Annotated in this window: 24 protein-coding genes; 8 read left to right on the plus strand and 16 right to left on the minus strand. The window is 40.5% G+C overall.

The annotated features are described in order from the left end of the window. Positions 1-212: 212 nt before the first annotated feature. A complete protein-coding gene (locus A0128_RS18225; protein ID WP_069608815.1) occupies positions 213-1,112 on the minus strand; it encodes a M23 family metallopeptidase in 900 nt (299 codons plus the stop codon). Between the two features lie 35 nt (positions 1,113-1,147). On the opposite strand from A0128_RS18225, the gene A0128_RS18230 reads away from it, so the two are divergent. The 4 genes from A0128_RS18230 (at position 1,148) to A0128_RS18245 (ending at position 5,483) form a co-directional block, all read left to right on the plus strand. Next, positions 1,148-2,053 (plus strand): RNA polymerase sigma factor, encoded by a 906-nt coding sequence (locus A0128_RS18230; RefSeq protein WP_069608816.1) that lies wholly within the window; start codon positions 1,148-1,150, stop codon positions 2,051-2,053. Between the two features lie 35 nt (positions 2,054-2,088). After that, on the plus strand, positions 2,089-2,817 hold the full coding sequence (locus A0128_RS18235) for a hypothetical protein (RefSeq protein WP_069608817.1): 729 nt from the start codon (positions 2,089-2,091) through the stop codon (positions 2,815-2,817). A gap of 146 nt (positions 2,818-2,963) precedes the next feature. Continuing rightward, positions 2,964-4,793 carry a CHAT domain-containing protein gene (locus tag A0128_RS18240; protein ID WP_069608818.1) on the plus strand — a complete coding sequence of 610 codons (1,830 nt, stop codon included), beginning with the start codon at positions 2,964-2,966 and terminating at the stop codon, positions 4,791-4,793. A 3-nt stretch (positions 4,794-4,796) separates the two neighbouring features. Continuing rightward, entirely contained in the window at positions 4,797-5,483 is a 687-nt protein-coding gene (locus A0128_RS18245; RefSeq protein WP_069608819.1) for a YkgJ family cysteine cluster protein, read from the plus strand. A 319-nt stretch (positions 5,484-5,802) separates the two neighbouring features. On the opposite strand, the gene A0128_RS18250 is transcribed toward A0128_RS18245, so the two are convergent. The 11 genes from A0128_RS18250 to A0128_RS22280 all read right to left on the minus strand — a co-directional run bounded on the left by A0128_RS18250 (position 5,803) and on the right by A0128_RS22280 (position 16,052). Then, positions 5,803-6,126 carry a phasin-related domain-containing protein gene (locus A0128_RS18250; protein WP_069608820.1) on the minus strand — a complete coding sequence of 108 codons (324 nt, stop codon included), beginning with the start codon at positions 6,124-6,126 and terminating at the stop codon, positions 5,803-5,805. A 678-nt stretch (positions 6,127-6,804) separates the two neighbouring features. Next, positions 6,805-8,397 (minus strand): phosphoenolpyruvate carboxykinase (ATP), encoded by a 1,593-nt coding sequence (gene pckA / locus A0128_RS18260; RefSeq protein WP_069608822.1) that lies wholly within the window; start codon positions 8,395-8,397, stop codon positions 6,805-6,807. A gap of 62 nt (positions 8,398-8,459) precedes the next feature. Further along, entirely contained in the window at positions 8,460-9,494 is a 1,035-nt protein-coding gene (locus A0128_RS18265) for a PIN/TRAM domain-containing protein (RefSeq protein WP_069608823.1), read from the minus strand. Positions 9,495-9,532: 38 nt separating this feature from the next. After that, positions 9,533-10,081 carry a CarD family transcriptional regulator gene (locus A0128_RS18270; RefSeq protein ID WP_069608824.1) on the minus strand — a complete coding sequence of 183 codons (549 nt, stop codon included), beginning with the start codon at positions 10,079-10,081 and terminating at the stop codon, positions 9,533-9,535. An 85-nt stretch (positions 10,082-10,166) separates the two neighbouring features. After that, a complete protein-coding gene (locus A0128_RS18275; protein WP_069608825.1) occupies positions 10,167-10,841 on the minus strand; it encodes a hypothetical protein in 675 nt (224 codons plus the stop codon). An 87-nt stretch (positions 10,842-10,928) separates the two neighbouring features. Next, entirely contained in the window at positions 10,929-11,627 is a 699-nt protein-coding gene (locus A0128_RS18280) for a hypothetical protein (protein WP_069608826.1), read from the minus strand. 141 nt (positions 11,628-11,768) lie between these two features. Continuing rightward, positions 11,769-12,419 carry a cytochrome c oxidase subunit 3 family protein gene (locus tag A0128_RS18285; protein WP_083244179.1) on the minus strand — a complete coding sequence of 217 codons (651 nt, stop codon included), beginning with the start codon at positions 12,417-12,419 and terminating at the stop codon, positions 11,769-11,771. Further along, positions 12,406-14,010 (minus strand): cytochrome c oxidase subunit I, encoded by a 1,605-nt coding sequence (ctaD, locus tag A0128_RS18290; protein ID WP_069608828.1) that lies wholly within the window; start codon positions 14,008-14,010, stop codon positions 12,406-12,408. The genes A0128_RS18285 and ctaD overlap by 14 nt, the downstream gene beginning before the upstream one ends. A 9-nt stretch (positions 14,011-14,019) precedes the next feature. Further along, positions 14,020-15,021, minus strand: a complete 1,002-nt coding sequence (gene coxB / locus A0128_RS18295) for a cytochrome c oxidase subunit II (protein ID WP_173662779.1) — start codon at positions 15,019-15,021, stop codon at positions 14,020-14,022. A gap of 10 nt (positions 15,022-15,031) precedes the next feature. After that, complete coding sequence (locus A0128_RS18300; RefSeq protein WP_069608829.1) at positions 15,032-15,871, minus strand: SCO family protein; 840 nt, start codon at positions 15,869-15,871, stop codon at positions 15,032-15,034. Positions 15,872-15,899: 28 nt separating this feature from the next. Next, positions 15,900-16,052, minus strand: a complete 153-nt coding sequence (locus A0128_RS22280) for a hypothetical protein (RefSeq protein WP_156781883.1) — start codon at positions 16,050-16,052, stop codon at positions 15,900-15,902. Between the two features lie 184 nt (positions 16,053-16,236). Between A0128_RS22280 and A0128_RS18305 the strand changes: the two genes are divergently transcribed. Further along, positions 16,237-17,190 (plus strand): COX15/CtaA family protein, encoded by a 954-nt coding sequence (locus tag A0128_RS18305; protein ID WP_069608830.1) that lies wholly within the window; start codon positions 16,237-16,239, stop codon positions 17,188-17,190. A gap of 18 nt (positions 17,191-17,208) precedes the next feature. Continuing rightward, a complete protein-coding gene (gene cyoE / locus A0128_RS18310) occupies positions 17,209-18,078 on the plus strand; it encodes a heme o synthase (protein WP_069608831.1) in 870 nt (289 codons plus the stop codon). Between the two features lie 84 nt (positions 18,079-18,162). Here the strand turns inward: cyoE and A0128_RS18315 are convergent, their stop codons facing one another. Both A0128_RS18315 and A0128_RS18320 read right to left on the minus strand, forming a co-directional pair. Beyond that, positions 18,163-19,290, minus strand: coding sequence for a sensor histidine kinase (locus A0128_RS18315; RefSeq protein ID WP_069608832.1), 1,128 nt, complete (start codon positions 19,288-19,290; stop codon positions 18,163-18,165). A 111-nt stretch (positions 19,291-19,401) separates the two neighbouring features. Next, on the minus strand, positions 19,402-20,505 hold the full coding sequence (locus A0128_RS18320) for an AraC family transcriptional regulator (protein WP_069608833.1): 1,104 nt from the start codon (positions 20,503-20,505) through the stop codon (positions 19,402-19,404). A gap of 111 nt (positions 20,506-20,616) precedes the next feature. On the opposite strand from A0128_RS18320, the gene A0128_RS18325 reads away from it, so the two are divergent. Then, positions 20,617-21,792 carry a DJ-1/PfpI family protein gene (locus A0128_RS18325; RefSeq protein ID WP_162274119.1) on the plus strand — a complete coding sequence of 392 codons (1,176 nt, stop codon included), beginning with the start codon at positions 20,617-20,619 and terminating at the stop codon, positions 21,790-21,792. A gap of 118 nt (positions 21,793-21,910) precedes the next feature. Here the strand turns inward: A0128_RS18325 and A0128_RS22390 are convergent, their stop codons facing one another. Together A0128_RS22390 and A0128_RS18335 are read right to left on the minus strand one after the other, a co-directional pair. Beyond that, positions 21,911-22,312: a hypothetical protein gene (locus A0128_RS22390; RefSeq protein ID WP_069608834.1), complete on the minus strand. Its 402-nt coding sequence runs from the start codon at positions 22,310-22,312 to the stop codon at positions 21,911-21,913. Beyond that, the gene (locus tag A0128_RS18335; RefSeq protein ID WP_083244180.1) at positions 22,309-22,836 is read right to left on the minus strand and encodes an ankyrin repeat domain-containing protein; all 528 of its coding nucleotides are present in this window, start codon (positions 22,834-22,836) and stop codon (positions 22,309-22,311) included. Before A0128_RS18335 ends, A0128_RS22390 begins: the two co-directional genes overlap by 4 nt. Positions 22,837-23,125: 289 nt before the next feature. Here A0128_RS18335 and A0128_RS18340 point away from each other — a divergent pair, with 289 nt between their 5' ends. Then, positions 23,126-23,653, plus strand: a complete 528-nt coding sequence (locus A0128_RS18340; RefSeq protein ID WP_069608835.1) for a helix-turn-helix transcriptional regulator — start codon at positions 23,126-23,128, stop codon at positions 23,651-23,653. Positions 23,654-23,697: the final 44 nt, after the last annotated feature.

Genomic DNA, 23,697 nt, shown 5'->3' on the forward strand with positions numbered 1-23,697 from the left:
ATTTTTTCTTTTTTTTCAAACTCTGTATTTCATCGTGATTTTATCTCAAACGGACTTCAAGTCCGGAATCAAGCTTTTTTCAATAAGGTTTTTGTCGGAACAAATGAATTCCGACAAGGGTCGGCTTTACAAAAAAAACTTTTTCCTTCTTCTCGAAACCCACCTAACAATCATTAGCTGGCACTCTTTCGAAAATTCTTAGAAGTTAGAATCTAAAGTCTGCTCACGTAAAAAGTAAAACTTCTCTCGTTTACGTTCCCTCGAAAATCCCAGGCGACAACTTTGATTGTATTCTCACCTGATTTTAAATTGAGATTTCCGACTAGATACTGATCTTTATGATAAAGATTCGTAAACGCAAAACCGTCCGAATTCTTCCATTCAGATAAAGAATATTGCAATGATCCGAAATCCGCAGAACGAAGAGCTTCTCCGTTTAAGAAATACTGAACCTTAGTGATTCCCCTTCTCTGCGATTTTTTCTCCCCTGCGTCCACGATCGAAACCGTAAAAGGAAATTCTTTGGAGAGGTTGATATTGTCCCCGTCGTTTATATTGGTAAACTTTCCATTTACGTGAACGAGAAGGCTGGAGATTTCGGGAACGGAGGAATCCGGAATCGGAGAAAGAAACTTAAGCGGGTCCAAAATTTCCAATCCGTATTTTCGAAGTACAACAAAGTGGAGGTGCGCTCCGCTTGAGTGACCGGAATTTCCCGTGACCCCGATTTTTTCTCCGGCTTTAATCAAATCAGGTTTTAATAATTTAGAAATTCTTCCATCCTTTAGATGGTAATAGGCCGTAAAGTTACCCGCCCCGTGATCCAGCCAAACCGAATTCCCAGTCCCGAGTTCATCCTCGAAAGGATGATCTTCCGCATAACGACTATATAAGACTTTTCCATCCGCCATCGCAAGAACCGGCTCATTCACTGAAGAAATATCCATTCCATTGTGAAAATGGTCGCCCCGAGATTCTCCAAACGTTGAGGTAATTTTGTTTTCCAGTTGATCGGTTTTGACTGGGACAAGATAATTTATTACTTTATTATTTTCCGCTTCCATGCTCAGATGGAACGCGGTCCAGATTACGATAAAGAGAAATCTTTTCATTCGGACTTAAACCTAGTGCAAGTAACTCATACAAAATGAATTTGTCAAAAGATAAAACCCTAGACCTCGTCACCCGTTGTGGAGAAGGAGATGAAGAGGCGCTCAAGCAGTTTTTCGAAATCTATTCGGAAGATATTTACAATTTTCCGATGAAGATCTTTCATCTGAGCGAGGACGACGCGGGAGACTTTTTCATCTATGCCTTCGAAAGACTAAAAACCGGCTCCAGATTCGGAAGCTTCCGTGGAAAATCCAGTTTTCGAACCTGGTTTTATTCCGTTTTACGGAATATGCTCATCGATTGGCAAAGAACCAAACGAGAACTGAAAGTTACCAACCTCGGGAAAATCAGCAAAGAAGGGAAAGAATACGCCACCATCGAAGACGAACCGGATACTCGTCCCGAATTGCACGAAGAGGCAGTTGAAATCTCGGATCGATTCAACCAAGCTCTGGAAGAAATCGGCGTCGATAAAAGGGTCATTTTTAAACTTTCTTATATCTATTACCTGAATCTCAACGAAGACGAAATTCAATATCTCATAGATAAAACCGGACTGACGGCTCAGTCCCTCAAAGACAAAATTCTCGATCTCAGATCGGATCTTTCCAATCGGGAAGAGGAGAACATTCGGATGGAGGACAAAATTACGTCCCTTTATTTGAATATTCTCGATCTCAAAGAAAAACAGCAGAATACTGCGAAGATTGCCCCCATTCTACCAATGGAAGTGGATAAGACTTCGCACGCATTGAAAAAGAAATACGAACAGCGTAAAAAGCTTCTGGATAAGAAGAAAAAGGGACATTTCCTCGCAAGAACCCCTTACAGAGAGGTTGCCGATTTGATTGGAATTTCGGAAGGAAACGTAAGTGTCACTCTTTTACGTTTAATTGAAAAAATTCAGAAAAAGCTAGATTTTAGTGATTTGGATTTTTAAAAAATTCCGTCTTTTTAAGCTATTGGAGAACCAAAATGGATTCGGGATCTGAAATGAATCAAAATAACGAGCTTCTGCTCTCACTCTTGAACGGAGAGGCGAGCAATGCGGAAACAGATATAAATCTGCAGAACCAGCTCATACAAATGGAAGAATCGATTCAAGCAGGCATTCATTCTGCTACTGTGTCGTATTTAAACCAAGCCGCTCAACAAGGAAAGTATTCTGAGTTTCAGGAAGCTATAGATCTGCAAAAGGCGGATCTCAATGGATACCTGACGAAAGATGTCCCTGAGTATTTGAAACGTTATGTCACTCTGGAATTGGCGAGAAAATCTCCGTCCAAGGAATCTATCGTTGTAAAACTGGGGAAGTCCGGCGCCCGTATCTTTGAAAGTCTGGTAGAATCTCTACAAATCAATACGAGAGTAGACTACGCTCCTTCCATGAGATCTGTGGTAACAAAAGATCCGTCTGAATTCGTAGTTTTTGAAGAAAAGGTTCTCGATAACTCCAAGTTCACGTATCAATTGGTCCAGGAAACTCCGGAAACTGCGTTTCTAAGCGTGAAGATCGAATCTCCGGACGCGGATTCTTTCCAACGAGTAAATCTCTACAAAGATACAAGATTTATCCTTTCTAATCAGTTCAATAACGACGGAATTGCAAATTTCTCAGGACTGAGAGAAGGAAAATATACCGTAGAATTTCAAGGAAAAAATCATTCCAAATCTTTGGATTTGTTTATCCTCCTCGAAGCCTAAAATTTTAAAAAGAAACTCCCGAATACAACCTCCACTGCAAGGATTCAAAACCTCGCGGTGAAGGTTTTTGTTTTTTATTTCATTCTAAAAAAAGAATTTCTGGAAAAATCGCTCCATTGTTATAATCTGATCTTGGATTCACATTTATGTTAAACTTGATCATAGACAGAGTCGGGACGGTAAACGTATTTAATATCTTAGATACGTCCGGAAGCGGATCCGAGTCTCACCTTCAGTCTACTATCGACGAAGATCTCATCTTAGAGTATATTAAAGAAATTGAAAATTTAGTAAGAGTTTCAAACGCCGTAAACTCGAAAGGAATGAGTCAAAAGACTCTCGAAACCGAAATTCTTCACGAATTGAAGATCCTCGGAGAAACCTTTTACGATCAATTCTTCCCCGCTTCGATTCAGGAAAAGCTTCGCCTTACTACTGAAAAGTATCTTCACTTGAATATCGATCCAAAACTCGGCGTGATTCCGTGGGAACTATTACACGATGGAACCTGTTTTTTATCCGATAAATTTTTTATCGGAAAAACGGTAAGAGGAGAATCGAGCCAAGGTTCTTATAAAGAAAAAGAAAAACTAAGAATGTTGATCATTGCAGATCCGACTGAAGATTTGGAGTGGGCGCAAAAAGAAGGAGAACAGCTCTTCAAAGTATTGAGTGAAAAAGTTTCTCCGTCAAGACTTGAAATCGAATTTATCGGCGGGAAACAAGTTACCAAATTGAAACTGCTTTCTTTGATTAAAGGAAAGAATATCATTCACTACTCGGGACATCTCTTTTTCTCCGATGATCCTTTGGAAAACGGATGGCAAATCTCCGAAGGCAAAATTCTGAAAGCAAGAGAAATCAAAAATTCGGGATTCAATACGGATCTGGTTTTTAGTAATTCGTGTCAGTCAAATTCAAACGCGTCCAGAACTCTCAACTCCGATTTGATGAACAACTTTGCCGGCGCGTTTCTCATGTCAGGGATTAAAAGTTTTATCGGAACCAATTGGGAAATCATCGATAATCAGAATACGATCGACTTTACGATTCAATTTTATTCTTACTTATTCAGCGACAGAAGTATTGGAGAATCCTTATTCTTAGCAAAAGAATACGCGAGAAGAATCTTCGATACAAACGATTTGACCTGGACCAACTATTCTCTGCACGGAATCCCAAACCAACAGGTAATGACGGATCCTACGAAAGGAAAGCCGATTCAAAAAATTATCAATCCTTCTCTGATTTCAAAATTCTATCCATCCAACATTGCGGCTTCGTATTACAGCTTTACCCAGAAACAAAAGGAAGAATCGGAAACACCTTTTGAACTCATACAATCTCTGATTTATTCCTTTGAAGAATTTTCTAAGATCGTCGGTGGAATTATTTTTAGCGATCACCAACATCATTCTTTAGGAAAATATATTCCGAACAATCCCGATGACGCCGTTGAAATCAAAAAGTGGTGGGATTTAATATATCAATGTTTGAGCGATTTCAAAAAATTAGAAATCAGCCCTTTGATTAGCAACATTCAGGAAGTTCTTCAGATCAATAAAGATACGATTCAAAAAATGATTCAGTGGATAGAACTTTATAGACGCGGTCAAATTCTAAAAGATTCCGCGGACGGTTATCTGATTTCATTTCAGTATTATTATGAGAATTTGCTAATGGAGCTGGAAGAATTGGAAAAGACCAGCATCTTCCTTGTCTCCACGAATTCTAACAATCATCTTTTCTTTCGCGGAATCAAACCCGAGACTTCTCTCGTAGTAGCGCCGGTCGTAAAACAGGATTATATCGGAGAACAGATAGAAAAGTTTCGAGGAAAGGTGATCGTATTCAATGAAAATAGAATGACGATTATTCCTTTGCTCTGTAGCGTCATAGAAAATCCGGAAACGAAAGAATTAGAGCTCAGTTTTCCCGGATTCAAAACTGAAAAAAATTCCATACAGAATCATTAATCTTTGAGTCTTTGCCAACCCGATAAAGGTAATTTTTCCTGCGGCTCCTGTTGCGGGATATTCAATCTGGACTTAAGTCCGGATGAAATACGAAATCTCATCTCCGAGAGAACAAAAGAATTTAAAACCTCCGTCGATTTTAAAAATTCTTGGACCATGGCCGAGTATCGAAAAGTCAGGGAGAAAAAAGAAGAAAACATAAAGCGAAAAGACGAACATACTTATAATTGCCCCTTTCTTGGCGCTTTTGATAAAAGAATCGGTTGTATGATTCATCCGATTTTTAGCGGAGATCCGTTGAGTCAGAATTATTCCTTTTACGGAACGTCCATCTGTCAAGGTTATGAATGCAGAAACATGGAACGTAAAACGGCCAAACTCTGGGAGGCGCTTCTTGAAGAAATGGAACTGGATTCTTTTACATACTCCGCAATCGCTTCCGATTACAAGACGATCGATCTAATCGAAGAAACATTTATGAACTTAGGAATTTCCAAAGAAGAATTATTTCAGAAAAAGAAAGGAACTCTGAAAAAACTGATTCAAAGAAAAATCGATCAAAACGTAGCGATGATGAATACGTCCTTTGAAATTCCGATGGAAGAAGAAAAACTTTCTCCGAGAGAAGCCTTAATTCTAAGATTAGATTTAAAATCTACACCGGATCTAATCGCCGAGATGGAAAACTAAAATTTCTATCACTTGTATTGATTTCAAAAAGGTCGTTTAAAGGAATCGAAAAAATCCGGATTCAGTTTTCAACGAGAATCTGATGCGAAGAACTTCTTTCGAAAAATAAATTCCAAAAAAACATTCTAATTTTAGAATATACTAAATTTACTCACCTTGAAAGAAATAAAATAGAACAAAAACCTTTGATTCTGTTTTCAAGTATAGAGTTTTCTATAGAACTCGATTGGACGAAAGGAAAATTTTTGAAATTGAATTTATGAGGAATTGGAGAGATCAAAATCCTTCCTGCATTTCAAGAACGCAGGAAGGAAAACGATTAGTTTTTAGGGGCAGTAGAGTCTGCTTTAGACTTTGAAGTTCCGTTCAAAGTTGCTTTTGCAGATGAAACGCCTTGACCTACTTTTGATTTGACTTCCTCTACCTTAGAGTTGACTTGACCCGCAACACCCTCGACGGAGTGAAGAGCATCTTCGATATATTTTCTGAGATTTGTAGCAACCTCGGATTGATCTTGAGCTCCTTTCGATGCAAGTTCTTTGAATTCTTTTTCAACTTTTAGGAGAATGCTGTCAGCTTGCTCGCGGAGGGATTTTGCCGCTCCAATCGCAAAGTTAAGCGCTTCCTTTATTTCTTTTTCCATAATTCTTTCCTCTGTTTTCTTCACTGAGAATAGACCAATTTTATGCAGCGCACAATAAGTTGTCAAGTGAGATTTCCGGGACTGGAAAAGCCCTAAAAAAGACCCGATATTATCCAAATTTCGATCTTAGCTTATTAAAATTGCTTACTCTTCTTACTTTCTTTGGTTTTAGAAGGAGCTCGTAACTAAAAGAGACATAATGATATTTGAATAGAGAAAGTTCTGCTGGAGACTTAGGATTTAAAGAATGAGAATACCAAAGGTGAGAATCCTTTTTCTGTAGGAATTCCGACAAATGGGCGTTGAATTTCTTATTGAAAAAAACTTTTTTTGTGATATAGAAAAATTCTCCAATTATTTCCCACGAGCCCGCCTCCTCCACCCAACAAGGGTGGGGCCGAAAAAAGTTTTTCGGAAAAACGTAGGACCTACTACAAAACAAAATTCACCGAGACATCTTTACATTAGCATATTCAGAAATAAAAATATACCGACTTGGAAAAAACGATTCTCATCGATTAAATACAGGAGTCGGCTCATCCTATTTTTATCGAAATTCTAAACACAATTTGGCTTAGAGAAGAAAACAGTGCCTAAGTAAAGAAATGCAAAAGGTGGGGTAAAAGGGCGGGAATTATAGAGGAGATCGGACGATCTCCTCTATTCAGAAATTCTAATTTAGATTTTTGGGCCGAAAGCGGTAAAGTCGTAGTCTTTAGAACCTTCAGCATACTGTTTAAAGTTCTTAATGAACATTTCTCCCAATTTCTTGGCAGTCTCGTCATAAGCACCCTTATCAGTCCAAGCTTCTCTCGGATCCAAGATCGAACTATCTACACCGTCGATCGTTTTTGGATACTGAACTTGGAAAACCGGGTGAGTTACAAACTCGGACTTCTCGATGTTTCCGTTGAGAATTTCATCGATGATCTTACGAGTTGATGGAAGATTCATACGTTTTCCAACGCCATAAGAACCACCCACTAAACCGGTATTCATCAAATAGGCTCTAACATTGTGTTTCTTCATCTTTTCACCTAACAACTTAGCATAAGAAGTTGGGTGAAGAGTCATAAACGCCGCTCCAAAACATGCGGAGAAAGTCGCCGTAGGTTCTTTGATTCCTCTTTCAGTTCCTGCAACTTTTGCAGTATAACCTGAAAGGAAGTGATACATCGCTTGTTCGATGCTCAGCTTGGAGACAGGAGGAAGAACTCCAAACGCATCATACGTTAAGAAAATGATAGTCTTCGGATGATCACCTTTCGAAGGGACTTGTATATTGTTGATATGGAAAATCGGATAAGAAACACGAGTGTTCTCGGTTTTAGCCGCAGAAGAATAATCTACAACTTTTGTCTGAGGATCGTAAACCACGTTCTCCAAAAGAGCATCTTTGCGAATTGCTTCGTAGATGTCCGGTTCGGTCTTCGGATCTAAGTTGATCACTTTCGCGTAACAACCGCCTTCAATGTTGAAGATCCCGTTGTTATCCCAACCGTGCTCATCGTCACCGATCAGCTTACGATTTGGATCCGTAGAAAGAGTCGTCTTTCCAGTTCCGGAAAGTCCGAAAAAGAGAGCCGTATCTCCGTCCTTACCAACATTCGCAGAACAATGCATACTAAGAATGCCTTGCAATGGAAGTTTATAGTTCATTACGGAGAAAATACCTTTCTTCATCTCTCCACCGTATTCGGTTCCACCGATGATACAGAGTTTTTTAGCAAGGTGAAAGATCACAAAAACTTCGGAATTCATTCCGTGTTTTTTAAAATCTTCATTCTTCACGCCGCAGGCATTGATGATCGTAAATTCAGGATCTAAGCCGGCCAATTCTTCTTTTGAAGGGCGAAGAAACATGTTCGTGCAAAAGTGATGTTGCCAGGCTTTTTCAGAAACGACGCGCAAGCTCATTCTTGTTTCTGGGTTCGCACCGGCGAAACCGTCAAAAACATAGAGCTTCTTCTGGCTCAGGTAATTGACGCATTTTTTATAGAGTTCGTCAAAGATAGATTCGGATACTTTAAAGTTGATGTGACTCCACCAAATATTTCCGTTAGAAGAAGGTTCATCTACGAAATATTTATCTTTTGGGGATCTACCGGTAAAAATTCCGGTATCTACCATCATGGTTCCATTGCTGGATACTACGGTTTCTCCATTCTTTTTCTCATGCTCATAAATTTCGTCATAGGAAAGGTTATGGAAAATTTCAGTAGGTTCGAGTCCGAGTTCCTTCAAACCTTTTACCTGAGTCTGGGCCTGCATTTGATTGCTCCTTGGGAATTCTATTTCAATTATTTTACGATAAAGTGGAAAGTCAACTGGATTCAAGAGGAATGCGGTTGACGGTTTCCCTTCTCTCCAGCCCCGTTCGGGTTGGCTTTTGTAAAAATCATTTTTCCAGCGGCGGTTTGGATGATAGAAGTTACTGTCACTTTGACCTCTTTCCCAACCAGATGTCCGCCGTTTTCAATGACAACCATGGTTCCGTCTTCCAGATAACCAATGCCTTGATTCTCATCCTTTCCTTCTTTGATTACTTGGATTCCAAGTTCTTCTCCCGGTAAAACGACCGGTTTAAGGGCATTCGCGAGGGTATTCAGGTTGAGAACTTTTACACCTTGAAGTTCGGCAACTTTGTTCAAATTGAAATCGTTCGTCACGATCTTCCCGCCGGTATCTCTGGCTAATTTGATCAGCTTTGCATCCACTTCTCGAGTATCAGAATAGTCTTTATAAGTAATTTTTACTTCGATGGATCCTTTGCGTTGAAGTTTGTTCAACATCTCGAGACCTCTTCTCCCTCTGGCTCTTTTGATCGGATCAGAAGAATCGCTGATCAATTGAATCTCTCTCAAAACGAAGTTAGGGAGAATCAGGGGACCGTCTAAGAAATGCGTATCCGCGATGTCTAAAATTCTCCCGTCGATTACGACCGACGTATCGAGAATTTTGTCTCGAACTTCTTCTTTTTCGATTCCAACTCCAAATCCGCCGCCGGCTCCACCGCCACCCCCGAAAATTCCAAGACCTGGTTCTTTCGCAAAAGAAATTCCGGAAAGAATTCCAAAGAGCGCGAAAAGGAAGTAAAGAGCGGTATTCAATTCTTCAAAATGAACGACTGCGCCTACAAACCATGCGATTGCAAGTCCGAGTAAAGCCCCAAGTCCGGCACAAAAAAGTACATCGGCTTTGAGTTTAGGAAAGAGGTTGGATTCTCCATAGAGAAGAATTAAAGAAATTACCAGAACGACTCCGGCTATAGGACCGGATAAGTAGACGTCAGCGGATTGCTTGTGAGTAACTGCAAATGTAATTCCGGAGAGGAATAGAGAAGTGAGTACTTTATAGAGATGAATCATAACTCAAATCCTTAATTGTATTTGAGTTTTGGCGGAATTTATTCTTCTTCGTCTGACTTTTTTTCACCAGGAGAAAGAGTGCTAGCGAGCACGTCGGAAACTAAATTTCCAGCTTCTTCCTGGGTAACACCTTTGCTTAAAGCAACTTCCATTTTCACAAGATTATAGGCGCTTTCGTACAGCTTTCTCTCCATGATGGAGAGCTCTTTTCCATTTGCTCTACGAAATAGGTTTCTGCAGACTTCTCCGACCTCATAAATCGACCCGGATTTGATCTTGTTGAGGTTATTTTGGTAGCGGATCTTCCAGTCTTCTTCTGTATCGACTTCGTCCTTTTTCAGGAGCGCGATGACTTTCTTGATCTCTTTTTTATCGATGATAGGGCGGATTCGAACCTGTTCTGCTTTGTCAACAGGTATCATAACCTTCATCTTACTACCCTGGATTTCGAGAACGTAGCAATCCTTCTTCTTACCAAGGATATTCTTCTTGGAGATTTCCAGTATCTCTCCAACTCCATGGATGGGATAGACTACGTAGTCGCCTACCTTGTGTTCGATTTCGGAATTTTTCTTTTTGGCAGCCAAGTAAGTATGATAACTTCCGTTAAAACTCTGCTTAAGAAAATAGCACAAATTTGACGAAAGTCAACAAAATAATCCCAAAAGACAACTAAAGTTTGATTGAGCGAACTTTTGCCGAATGAAACGCAGGATCATTGAGAGGTTGAATTTTTTCCAAGGCCTCTTTTGCCTCTTCTTCCGAGTAAAAATAGCCTAAGTAGAGCTCACCTTTGGAGGAACGGAATATTCTTCCTTTAAATTCGTTTCTTGCCATCAAAAGTCTCTTTCCCAATTCCACAGCTTTTAACGAATCCGAAGTTCCGATGACGATCAAATAGTTTGTCTCTCCGGTTTGCGGAGGATAGAGAATTTTAGAATCGTTTGTGGAAGCAGATTCCTGCTTTTTAATCTGAGTAAGAGATTCCGGATTCTTTAAAGAATCAGTAGAATCCGTTTCGGACGATGAAAACAAGGATTTGATTCCGCCGGACTCATTCTTCTTTTCTTGAGAAGAAACGTTTCGGAAAGTCTGCAGTTCGTTTTGTGCAAACGTTTCTTCTTTCTGATCCAACTTGAGACCTACGACGAGTCCCGCCGTAAAAAGGGAAATCGAACCTAATAATAGAATGAATACGGAACGAGTGGAGGAAAAAATCTGAATCGGTGAACCGGACTTTTTACTGTGTTGAACCATCTGAATCGTTCTGTCGAAATCAGCGGGTTCCCGAACCGGAGTTCGGATCGAGGATTGTTTGAGTCTTCTGGAATAATCGATATTTTGCATTTAGCAATCCTAAATTCTATCTTTAAAATCGGCTTAAATGCCCAAATTCCGTCGAAAAAAATTGAAATCTGGTGAGAAGATTCGATTTCAGTTCTTCGGCTTTCGAATTGCGTAATACCAAAAAAGCCAGAGAAACCCACCTCCAATCGAAAGGTAAAAACCGATGACTCCGGTTTTTCCAAAAAGATCGTAGAGAAGGCTTAATTTTCCAAAATATAATCTTTCCTTTTCTCCGGATTCCCATTCTAAAATCCAACGATACCAAAAATAGGCGTATGGAAAAAGAATCAAGGTCGGAAGCAAATATAAGAATGGATATTTACAAACAAAGACGATCCAACTTGGGGAACCCGGTAACGGTTGAACTTCGTGATTGATCCAACGAATTTTCATAAAATCTTTTAGCGAGAAGGAAGAAGCCGTCGGTTGTAATTTAGAATCGAATTTTTTGGACATTTCTATCGCTTCTTCGACAGTGATCGTTCCTGCCGGTTTGCTCAAAGCGAGAACCCAAAAAAGCCAGAAAAAAACTCCGCTTACGATCAGAAATATTAGAAAAAATATTAAAAAATTATTATAATCTAATGAGCTTTTGCCTGAATTCAATTTGTTCGGAAGCCATTCGTATTGGATTCCGTAATAATACCAATAAAAAAGAAAATATCCGATCCCGCCGTTGATTAGCCCGAGCAAAAGAAACGTAATCGGATATTTGCAACCGAATAGGATCCACTTTGGAAAAGTTTGTGGAAGATATTGAACGTTATTTACCCATCTAATTTTCATATTCGGATATTCTAAGCAACAAATACGTTATTCGCCTTTGATTCTTTTTTAAAGGATTCTCCCTAAAATAAAAAACCCCGGCAGAACCGGGGTTTTTTCTCTGAAAGAAGTTTCAGATTTTTTGAATTCTTAGATCGGACTTTAACCCACCAAATAGAGAAGAGGGAAAAGATAGATCCAGATCAAGTCGACTACGTGCCAGAAAAGACCCACACCTTCTAACGGAGTGTAATAAGAAGAATTCAATTCTCCTTTGATTACCTTGATCATCACCCAGATGATGAGTCCCGCTCCGATCAATACGTGAGATCCGTGAATCCCGGTCATTACAAAGTAAAAACCGAAAAACATCGCTAAGTTCTTAATATCCGGCGTCTCGGTGTTTGTAAAAAATTTACCCGGAAGAAGTCCGTGATGGATCTTCGCAGTATATTCAAAATACTTCACAACCATAAACGTCAGGGCGCAAAGAACCGTAATGACCAATGCGATCACGGCTTCTTTCTTTTTATCAACCTGAACGTAGTGAATTCCAAGCGCCATCGTAAAGGAGCTAAAAAGAAGAACTACAGTGTTGAACGCTCCCATAGGAACGGACAAGTGATGACTTCCTGCGTGAAAAACTTCAGGATACAATGAATGGTAAATCGTATAACCCACAAAGAGGGCGCCAAACATTAGAATTTCCGTTACAAGGAATAACCAAATTCCTTGTTTAGAAGCGTCATACTGATGCTCAGCACTGTCAAAGTGATGAGCATGGTGGAATTCCGCGTGCTTAGCGGTACTCATAAGGTCCTCCTGAGACGACTGGAGTTTTTTCAAAATTTTCGTGAGTTGGCGGAGAAGGAATGGTCCACTCGAGAGTTTTACCACCCCAAGGATTGTCTCCCGCTTCTTTTCCTGCGATCAAACCGTGAATCACGGCCGCAAGTCCTACTAAGAATCCAGCCGCGATCAACCAAGACCCAACAGTGGAAATTTGGTTTAAGCTGGTGAATTCAGGTAAGTAGTCGTAGTATCTTCTCGGCATTCCCATCGATCCAAGGATGAACTGTGGAAAGAAGGTTACGTTAAATCCGGTGAAAATAAAGATCCAAGAAATTCTTCCTAAAAGATCGGAAGTCATTTTACCGGTAACTTTTGGAAACCAGTAGATGATCGCACCCATAACGGCCATCAAAGTTCCACCCACCATTACATAATGGAAGTGAGCCACTACGAAATACGTATCGTGAAAGTGAACGTCCATACCGGTAGAAGCGAGGAAAACCCCGGTCAAACCGCCGATCGTAAAGAGAAACATAAATCCGATTGCAAACAACATAGGAGCGTCCAGACGAACGGATCCTTTATACATCGTTGAAATCCAGTTGAAGAGTTTGATCGCCGTAGGAACTCCTACGAGCATCGTGATGAAGGAGAATAAAACTCCCGCAAACTCAGACTGACCGGATACGAACATGTGGTGTCCCCAGACCAAGAAAGAAACCGCGGCAATCGCAAGAGAAGAATACGCAATCGCAGTGTATCCAAAAATGATTTTTCTCGAGAAAGTCGCCACGAGTTCAGAGATCACACCCATCGCAGGGAGAATCATAATGTAAACCGCAGGATGAGAATAGAACCAGAAGAAGTGCTGAAACAGAACCGGATCTCCACCGAGGGTTGGATCAAAAATTCCCACACCGAGAGTTCTTTCCGCAACAAGAAGAAGAAGCGTAATCGCCAAAACCGGAGTTGCCAGAACCTGAATGATCGAAGTCGCATAAAGCGCCCAAACCATCAAAGGAATTCGGTTCATCGTCATTCCGGGAGCTCTCAGCTTGTGGGTCGTAACGATAAAATTCAACCCGGTCAGAATGGAGGAAAATCCCATCACAAACGCGCCCATGACCAACAAGATAACTCCGTTGGAAACGGAGTTAGAGATGGAATACGGAGTATAAAAGGTCCAACCGGTATCCACTTTTTGGGTAAAAAGGGAGAATGCTGCGATCGCCGCGCCGGACATAAAGATATACCAGCTCGCTAAGTTCAATCTTGGAAAGGCAACGTCCTTTGCTCCCAATTGGATCGGAAGAATAAAGTTTCCAAAAATCGCAGGAATTCCGGGAACGATTACCATGAACACCATGATGGCGCCGTGATAGGTCATCATTCTGTTGTAGATATCCGGAGTTACAAATCCGAGAGTTTGTCCCGGTGTAAAAAGTTCGATACGAACCAGAAGCGCGAAAATTCCACCCAAAAGGAAGAATGACATAATCGCAAAGAAATACATGATCCCGATCCGCTTGTGATCGATTGTCGTGAGCCAGGACCAGATTCCCTTTTCGTGGTTGAGGTAGTTGTCAGTATGACTTGCAGTTGCTGTAGACATATTCCTCTCCTATTTAAGGGTTTTAATATACTCGATCAGAGCGTTGATTTCGTCGTCGGAAAGCTGTCCTTGGTAAGAAGGCATCGCAGGCGGATAACCTTTTACGACCTGAGCAGTCGGTTGCAGAATGGATTTACGAATGTAGTTTTCATCTGCGTTTGCGCCAGGACCGGCCTCGAATTCTCTCGCACTTCCAAAAAGACCTTTGTAAGAAGGACCGACCAGACGAGAACCGTCGATCGAGTGACATCCCGCACAAGCTTTTTCAGCGTAGAGTTTTTTTCCGAGTTCAGCAGGAGGAACCTTAGAAAGATCCACGTTACCCGCAGCCGCATACCATTTGTCATAAGTCTCGGAATCTACAACACGAATTGCGGAAAGCATATTCGAGTGAGAAGTTCCACAAAACTCGGTGCAATAAACTACGAAGTCGCCTTTTTCAGTCGGAGTAAAAACAAGCGTAGTATAACGTCCAGGGACCACGTCCATTTTGTTCCGGAAGGCTGGAACATAAAAAGAGTGAAGAACATCCTGAGAAGTCATAACAAGACGAATCGTTTTTCCAACGGGAACATAGATTCCGTTTGGTTGAAAAAGAGTGTTTAGTTTTTCAGTGGCATTTGGAGAAACAACGGTCACTCCGTTCGGATATTTGAAAGTCCACTGCCACTGTCTTGCAGTAACGTGAATTTCAATATCACCTTTATCATGCACTTTTCTGAGGTCCGCGAAAATCACCCAACCCCACCAGAAAATCACAATCATGATTACTAAGGGGATGAAGGACCAAAGAAATTCTGCCAATGTATTATGTGTAATATAGGCAGTCTTATCAGTGTCGGTCTTTCTCCTGTATTTAAAAATAAACCATGTCATTCCCCCGATGAGAATGACAAAGGAGATCAGACTGGACACGAGTAGAAAGAGATAGAGGTTATCTACATTCTTAGCTACTTCGGAAGCCTGAACCGGCATGAAACTTGTTGCCGTAATGAGGTTCAACCAGGTCATTTGTTTGAAGTTACTCCTTCCTAATGAGTTCGGAATTTCTGTTATGCCTGATCCAGAATGGGATCAAGAACGCCGCCAGAATGAGAAGAGTGAAGAAACCACCCAGCTTCATCATATTATAAGCGTACAAAGTATATGTATTTTTTCCTGGGTCAAATTGAAAGCAAAAAAGGGCGAATTGATCTGTGAAATCCCCTATTTTACCGTCGGAAGCTTCCAAAAGAGAAAGTTTCAACGTTCTTTCATCGAAAGTGATTCCATGAAGATAACGAGAGATCTTTCCGGAAGGTGTAATAACATAAGCAACGGAAGAATGAATCCATTGTTCGTTCTCAGGATTCCATTTGTAAGAAAATCCAACGGAGTCCGCAAGAGCCGTGATTTCTTTTTGATCGCCCGTGAGAAAATGCCAACCGTGTCCATCGCCGCGCGCGTATTCTTTTAGATAAGAATTCTTCTTAGCAAAAGCTAAGTCGGGAGTTTCTTTGGGATCAAAGGAAACGGCGACGTATTCAAATTCATTTCCCACTTGCCAAGGAAGTTTTTTGAGAGTGTCCGTAATTCCATTGAGATGAAAATTACAAAGTGTAGGACATTTGTAGTAAACAAGAGAAAGAAGAACCGGTTTGTCTTTTTTGAAGAAGGAACTCAGTAAGATACGCTTACCGGTTTCATCGCGAAACGTTAAGGAAAGATCGAGTTGGTTTCCTAACTTCTCCTTAACTCCAACTCCCTCCAGCTCTTTTGGTTTTTCGTTTTTGTCAAACCGAGCGGCAGGATCATAAGAATAAAGAGAAGCCGTTGAAAGGAAAAGTAAAATCCCCAATAGAGAGGAAGTTTTAAAAACCAAGGTTTAGCTCCTGGGAATTTCCCAGATATTATTTAGCCTGTGTATTCCCAGGAAGATTGAGAGAGTGTTCTTTCACTCCCGGATGAAAAAAAGAAATGTAAGTAAAGAATACTAAATTTCCTACGAGAACGATTACGAAAGTCCAGAATCCTGGTTTATTATATCCTTCTTTTTGTGCCATTGGAAAGGGGCTCCTGTAGTTGATTCTCATTCTCTTGAAAGAAGAAAATCGGAAGATTCAAGGACAAGATCGGATGAATCTGTTTTTTTGGAAGTAATATTTAAATTTTACTTTCACATTGCCCTTAAGAACCATTTTTCGAGTATGGTAAATTCAGAACCTCTTTCGAGGTCTTAAGGAAAGAATGAACTCTAACTTGGACCTTTCTTCTAAATTTCGTCTATTTTATAAAATCTCTCTGTTCCTGAGCATTCTCATTTTTTTAAATTTGCTCTATGGCCCATTGGTGAGAGCGACCGGATCCGGTCTCGCTTGCCCGGATTGGCCGTTCTGTTTTGGAAAAATTTTTCCCACTTTCGATTTTCAAATCTTTATGGAAGTGTCCCACCGTTATTATTCGGGCTTTTTGGGTTTGATTCTTTTAGGTCTTACGATCTGGACCTTTGCGGATAAACTTTTAAGAAAAGAATTCGGAATTTATTTAGGATTGGCGGTTCTGCTTCTCATATCTCAGATCAACTTGGGAAGGTTGACCGTAACTTTAAAGCTGGATCCTACTTCGGTGAATCTGCATCTTCTCAACGCGATCGCATTCTTTCTTGTCATACTGACGGTTTCTATCGACGCAAGAAACAAAGCACAAGATCGAAAAGAATCGTTTATCAAGCCGGATTCTTTATTCAGAAAAGATAATGTGTTTCTTTTTCTTCTTCTGATTGGAATCGTAATCCAGATCATTCTCGGAGGACGCGTTAGTTCTCATTACGCGGGTTTGGCTTGTCCCGATTTCCCGACTTGTTGGGGCCAATGGATTCCGGATCATCCATTAGAAATCGTTAAAATTCAAGTGTTTCATAGATTTGGAGCCTATTCCGTGGCGCTCCTTCTCGCAATCGCACTTGGATTCGCGATTTGGAAACAATTTCCGACTATGAGCAGGAGATTTCTTCAAATATCCATGTATCTTTTGGTCGCTCAGATCATTTTAGGAATTTTGAATGTTTTCTTCGGGCTCCCAAAATTGGTGACCGCTCTGCATACCGGCTTTGCGGTTTTACTGCTGACTTTTTCATATCTTTCTTTAATCTCCAGAGCGATCGTTTTAACCTCGGAGACAGAACGGAGGCCTGAAAGATAATTTCAGGATATTAAAATCATGGCAAGCTCTACTTTCCTTTCCGATTGGAATCAAATGATCAAACCGAGAGTTACCACTCTCGTTTTGGCAACCATCATTCCCGGCTTGTATCTTGCAGGGAACCAGTCTCCTTCCGGTTTCTTAATCGCAATTACTCTCATTGGAACTTTCTTTATGTCTTCGGCTTCTTTTATTTTCAATCAAGTGATTGAAAAGGACAGAGACGCAAAAATGAAAAGAACTTCCAACCGTCCGATCCCGGCAGGAAGAATCGGAACTCTGCAGGCCACGTTAGTCGGCTTTGCTATGACTGGATTTTCTTTTTATCTCCTTACCGCTTACGTGAACCTTCTCACGGCGCTCTGCGCCTTTGCGGCGTTAGTTTCCTACGTGTTTTTATATACGATCCTTCTCAAACCTAGAACGCCGCAGAACATCGTAATCGGCGGTGTAGCGGGTTGTGTGGGGCCTTTGATCGGATATGCGGCGATGGGAAATTCTCTCCCGATCCAGGCTTGGATTCTTTTCTCGATGATATTTCTGTGGACTCCGGCGCATTTCTGGGCGCTCGCAATTTTTCTAAAAGACGACTATTCGGACGCAGACTTTCCGATGTTACCCGTTGTAAAAGGAATCGAACAAACGGCGCGTTCCATTTTCTTTTATACCGTTCTCTATTCTATTTCCTGCGTTAGTTTTTATTTTTTTGAATCCTCGATGGGACTTCTCTATTTGATTTCTACGGTTCTTGTTTGTATTTGGATGGGAATTCTTTCCTTTCAACTGATGAAAAATCCGGAAAGACAAGCCGCAAGAAAATTCTTTTTCTTTTCCATCTTTCATTTGTTTTTGATCAACGCGATGATCGTAATCGATCACAGTCTTTGATCTAAGAATCGATCTTTATTGGGTTCACAACCGGCGATATTATTTCAATTTCTGAATATACAAAATTCTTAAACCTTCGGGATTCTAAGAATTAAACTCAAGAATACTTTTAGAACCGGATTCCGTAAAAATTCTAAAATTTCCCCGTATCTGCTTTGTAAGAATTTGGATTAAAGTAAATCCGGCCGTATTCGGTTTTAACCAAACCCTGGAATCTCGAATTCCGGAACCGTTATCCGCAACTTTTAGAGAATAAATATTTCCTTCCTTCTTAAAAGAAATCTCAATCGCACCTTTTTCAGTTGGGAAAGCGTGTTTTAGAGAATTGGAAAGTAGTTCGCTGAAAATGATCGCACAGGGGATCGCGTTTTCGATTCTTATAAAAGTTTGCGGAGTTTCATTTTCAATCTGAATCGTTTGTTTTCCGAGCTTGTTCAAAAGATTTACCGTGATTTTTTCGATCACTTCGGCAAAATCAATCTCGAAATAATTTTCAGATTTATACAGATAATTATGAACTTCAGAAATCGCTAATATTCTATCTTGAAAATCGGAAAGTATGATTTGTAAATTTCCCTTGTCCGAACTGCTATGAATTTCCAACAAGCCGGAAAGAACTTGTAAATTATTTCTGACTCGATGATGAATCTCCGAAATGAGCTCGTTTTTTTCCTGAACCGATCCGTGCAATGTTTTCACGGCCAAAATCGAAATCACGGTAAACATTAGAAACAATCCGATTCGATCGGCGATAAAAAGAGGATCGTGTTCCTCTTTGATATAAAACTCGTCCACTATAATCAGAAATAAACAATATAGAGAGACTATAATTGTCTTTTTGATATCCGAGAAATATAAGAAAATCATAATAAATATATAGAGCACCTGACTTTTTCCAACCCTGTCCAAACCTATGCTTGGAGGAGGAAAAAACCAACCCAAGGTAACTGAACAAACGCTTGCGACCAAAATGATACGAAGGGCGATTTCGAATTTTTTTCTCAACAAAAAGATCAACGAGAAAACGGAGGAAGCGGTCATCAGCAAAAAGCCGAAACGGAGAAATTGGCCTTTGAAGAACCAGAGAAAAAGATAGGACGATACGCTTAATAGAATGAAGGATACGTTAAAAACAAAAAAATGAAGGGCGCGGCTTCTTGTCAGATAATCTCGATCTTTATAAATTCCATTGATCCACGCGGAGATTTTCATGTTCTTCTTTCCAAGCAGTAAAATCCGATCTATGAGCTTTATTCTACATTAAATCGGCAAAGGTGATAGAAAAATATATTTCCCCGCGAAAATATAAAACCTCGACGGAATCTATTTTGATCGATACGAAGAAGGAGAACAACCGAATCTTTCCTGAAAGAGTTTGTGAAACGCAGACTTGGAATTGAATCCCGACGCGTAAACAATCGAAAGCACGGAACGATCCGATTCTTCTTTTAATAATCTTGCGGATTCTTCCAAACGAAACTGCGTTATGTATTCTCGAAACGTTTGCTGCAATCGGGTGTTGAGAATTTCGGAAAGCTGATGTGCGTGAATATCCAAATCCTTTGCAAGTTTTGCAAGAGTGAGAGCTTCGTCCAAAAATATTTTTTTGATTCTCATCAGATCATCCAAACGAATCAAAATGGCGTCCACGTCCAAACCGATCACCCGACTTTCTTTGTAACGAGCTTCTCTGGATTCTTTTTGAAAGTCCGTAACTATCGAAGAATGAGTCGCACTGATAAGGAAAATCGCGGAAATCAAAATCGTTAAACCGTCGGCCGCGATCAAAAACAAAGGCATATAGAATATCTGCGCGACTACGAATAAAAATAAAATCGTCAGAGTTCCTGCGAAAAGAATTAAGAATGGGGAGAATGTTTCGCGTAGAACGTCTTGTGTTTTTTTTCTCCATCTCCAAACCTTCAAAAACAAAATTGCAGGATAGAGAAAATTGGAAAGGGTTCCAAAAATCAAAAGCGAAAGAACGATCCAGTAATAAATATCATCGGAGGTTTGATTTTTCAAAAATGCTTTTTTAGATTCTTCATCGCGAAGATAAAACGGAAACATTAGAATCAGGGAAACTGCGGTCGGTAAAAAATGAAAGAGTCGAATCTTTGTTTGTCTGGCCCCGCTCAATTCTTCAAAATAAAGATAGGTAAGAGGTCCGATTAAAAAAAGAATCGGGACATTCCATTCCGCGAACCAAGAAACGTTATTCAATTCTTCGGAGAGTTCTAAATAAATATGAAATTGAACGACCGCTATTGAGATAAAAAGAACCGAAGCTGAATTTTGATTTAATAAACGAATCCATGGATTTTCGCGTTTTGAATTCTTAAGATAAAATTCTTTTCTATCGTTAATAAAATTTGCAAGAGCGAGCAAGAACGCAAGCCCCGAGCCAAACGCCACAAAGATAAGCATAGAATGAGTGAAGGGAATCCTTACACTCTGTCTATATTTTTTTCCGTTCTAAAAAATTTAGGTCCTTCCGTATCCGGACGGACGACTCGATCGAAAAGTTATGAGAAACTAATGAGTATGAAACAAAACGATAAGAACATTCCATCTTTTAAAAAATCAAATTCAAAAAGAATTTTATTCCTTCTCGTAACTTTTCAGCTCGCAGGAATCGGATTCTTTCTGAACTGCACAAACTCTTCGGAAAGAATCGTCGAACCGACTTTGCAACCAATCCTGGAAGAAAAAATTCCGACCTTCCAACCGAGATTCAACCGAAAGCGTCCGGTGATCGCAGTCATTGGTGAAAATAAATACACGGAACTTTCAGACTTTATAGTTCCCTATGGAGTCTTAACGAGATCACAAACGGCCGACGTCTATGCGTTAGGAACCAATTCAGGTCCGATGAGAATGTTTCCCGCGTTGCAAATTGAAATTCAAACAACGCTCTCGGATTTTGATCGATCCTTTCCGGACGGAGCGGATTTTGTTATCGTTCCCGCAGTTCACGATTCTGAAAATTCCACTTTAATCCGCTGGATTCAATCACAAGCTTCGAAAGGTGCGGTTATCGTCGGAATCTGCGACGGAGTTTGGCTCGTTGCAAATTCCGGTCTTCTCAGTGGGAAGCGCGCCACAGGACACTGGTATTCGCTTAACAATTTGGAAAAAAAATTCACCCAAACAAAATGGATCCGAAATCGACACTATGTTGTGGATAAAAAAATCATAACGACAACCGGTGTGACGGCTTCGATTCCGGTTTCAATCGCGCTCGTTCAATCGATCGCCGGAAAAGAAAAAGCGGAACGAATTGCAAAAGAATTCGGTGTAAACGACTGGGGAACCGAACACAATACGTCGAATTTTAAATTTGAAAACAAACACTATTGGATTGCGGCAAAGAATCTTTTGTCTTTCTGGTCTTACGAAAACATCGCGATGAAAGTTTTTCCGGGAATGGACGAAGTGACGCTAGCCTTAGTCGCCGATTCTTACGCTCGAACCTTTAAGACAAACGTATTTGCAATTTCAAACTCCGAACAAACGATTCGAACTCGAGGCGGAATTTTTTTGATTCCGGAAAGGACTTCGAAGGATGAAAGTGCAAACAATCATTCCATTCAATTTTCAGAAAATCAGAGCTCCGTTGCGGCGCTCAATCAAGCCCTGGCTCACATCGCCGATTTGTATGGAAAAATCACTTCTTCTTTTGTGGCTCTTCAAATCGAATATGATGTTCGATAAGGAACGTCTTAAGTCTAAACCCTTTAACTGTTATTATACGAAAGTGTTATCGATGGTGAAAGGGTTGAAACACTTTCTAAAAATAAGAGTTAAAACAGAATTTAACTCTATTCTAAAGTTAGAATATAATTCCTCCGCCTCCATGTCCACCTCCCCCGTGACCGCCTCCGCTTCCACCACCGCCGCCGCTATGGCCTCCTCCTCCACTACTCCCCCCTCCGTGTCCCCCGCCTCCACCGCTACTTCTTCCGCTGCTGCCTCCACCCGTTCTTGTACTTGGAGATCTGCTGGAAGTTCCGGAAGAAGATCGGGAAGTGCAGTTATTTTTGCAAGCGTCACAAAGTTCATAACAAATAAGCGAAACCGTCATGGAATGGGCGGGAGTTTGATCGTTTAGCGCAATGAGTAAACAAGTAGAGAGCTGTTGATCGCAGCCGTTTTCACAGTGCGCAGTATCTACATTGCAATTTTCCAAAAAAAGAAAAACGATCGGCATTAAGACAAGTTTTAACGCTTTCATTGTCTTTTACCGGCGCCAGCCTGCAAAAGAATCTCCTGAACTATTTTAGAGTCTTCTAATGTGCTCTCACTCCATGCGTTGTGTCCTTGAACGCTTGTGGCATGAACATCCGCTCCGGAACGAATTAAAAGTTTTACGATTTCGGGATATCTGTTCGTAGACGCCATCATCAAAGCGGTATGACCGTCTCTTGTTCTCGCGTTTACGTCCGCTCCGTTTCGAATCAGATATTCCGCAATTAAGTATTCGCCCTCTCGAGCCGCAACCATCAGAGGCGTGAAATTCCTAAAAAAAGGATCTCTTTGATTGATTCCCTGCCCGCTTCGAAGAGAATTCTCCAAACCCTGAAGATCACCTTTATAAACGTAGTCGGTCGGACTTAGAATCTGCGCTCCGTATCGTTCTTGAGGGATAATACAACCCGTTAATCCGACGAACACAGCGGCAACACAGAAGAGCGCATATTGTTTCCTGAAAAATAATATCTTTCCAATACGTTTGAATGTCAACTGAAAGCGTTTCATGAATTTTATCCTCGAAAGTCCTTTGAGAATACTCGTTTTAGGAATCCAAGCAATAGGTAGGGACAGCAACTGCGGTAATTACCTACGAACCATTGACGGCTTAGTGGTTTTTACCTAAGGAAAGTAAGAATCTTTTATCCGACTTGACTCGTGACTCAAAAAAATTCTTACTTTCCCTTACATCCGAAATCCGATCGAAAATTTGTTGAACGAATTCAGATTTTACTAAAACGATTTGAATTTGAGATCGGAAAAAAACGTTCGTTGTGAATCTTCTTAGAAGGTAAAAATGAGACTCTGGTTTCCTCAAGAAAAGCGGTTTTACTTTTTTTCAATTTATGTTTTTCTAATTTTGCTTTGGATCCTCGAAGAAATTTTAGTCTTCGCTTTCGATATCAATTGGATCGAAAGATCTCAGGCATTTTTTACAACGATGGAAATCGCAGTGGGCATCCTTTCCATCATCGGAGTTTTTTTTCTCTTTCAAGAAATCAGACACACTCAATCCGAGATTGAATCCGCAAAAGTAGCGATCGAAGGTCTCAAGAGCAAAAACCAACTTCTCATCCATACCAATCAATCCTTCTGGGAATCTTTACAAAGACAATTGGAAGAATGGGATCTTTCCGATAAGGAAAAAGAAATTGCAGTATTACTTTTGAGAGGAATGTCCAATCACCAAATAGCGGCGATTCGCGGGAAAAGTTTAAAAACGATAGAGAATCAGACTTTTTCTATTTATCAAAAATCGGGAACGACCGGAAAACTCGAATTCATCGCATACTTTATTTCCCCACTTCTTCCCGAAGAGGATTGATATAAAATCTTCCAAAAGATCAGACCCACGTTAAACAACCGTTT

It is taken from the genome of Leptospira tipperaryensis, assembly GCF_001729245.1.
GTDB lineage: Bacteria > Spirochaetota > Leptospiria > Leptospirales > Leptospiraceae > Leptospira > Leptospira tipperaryensis.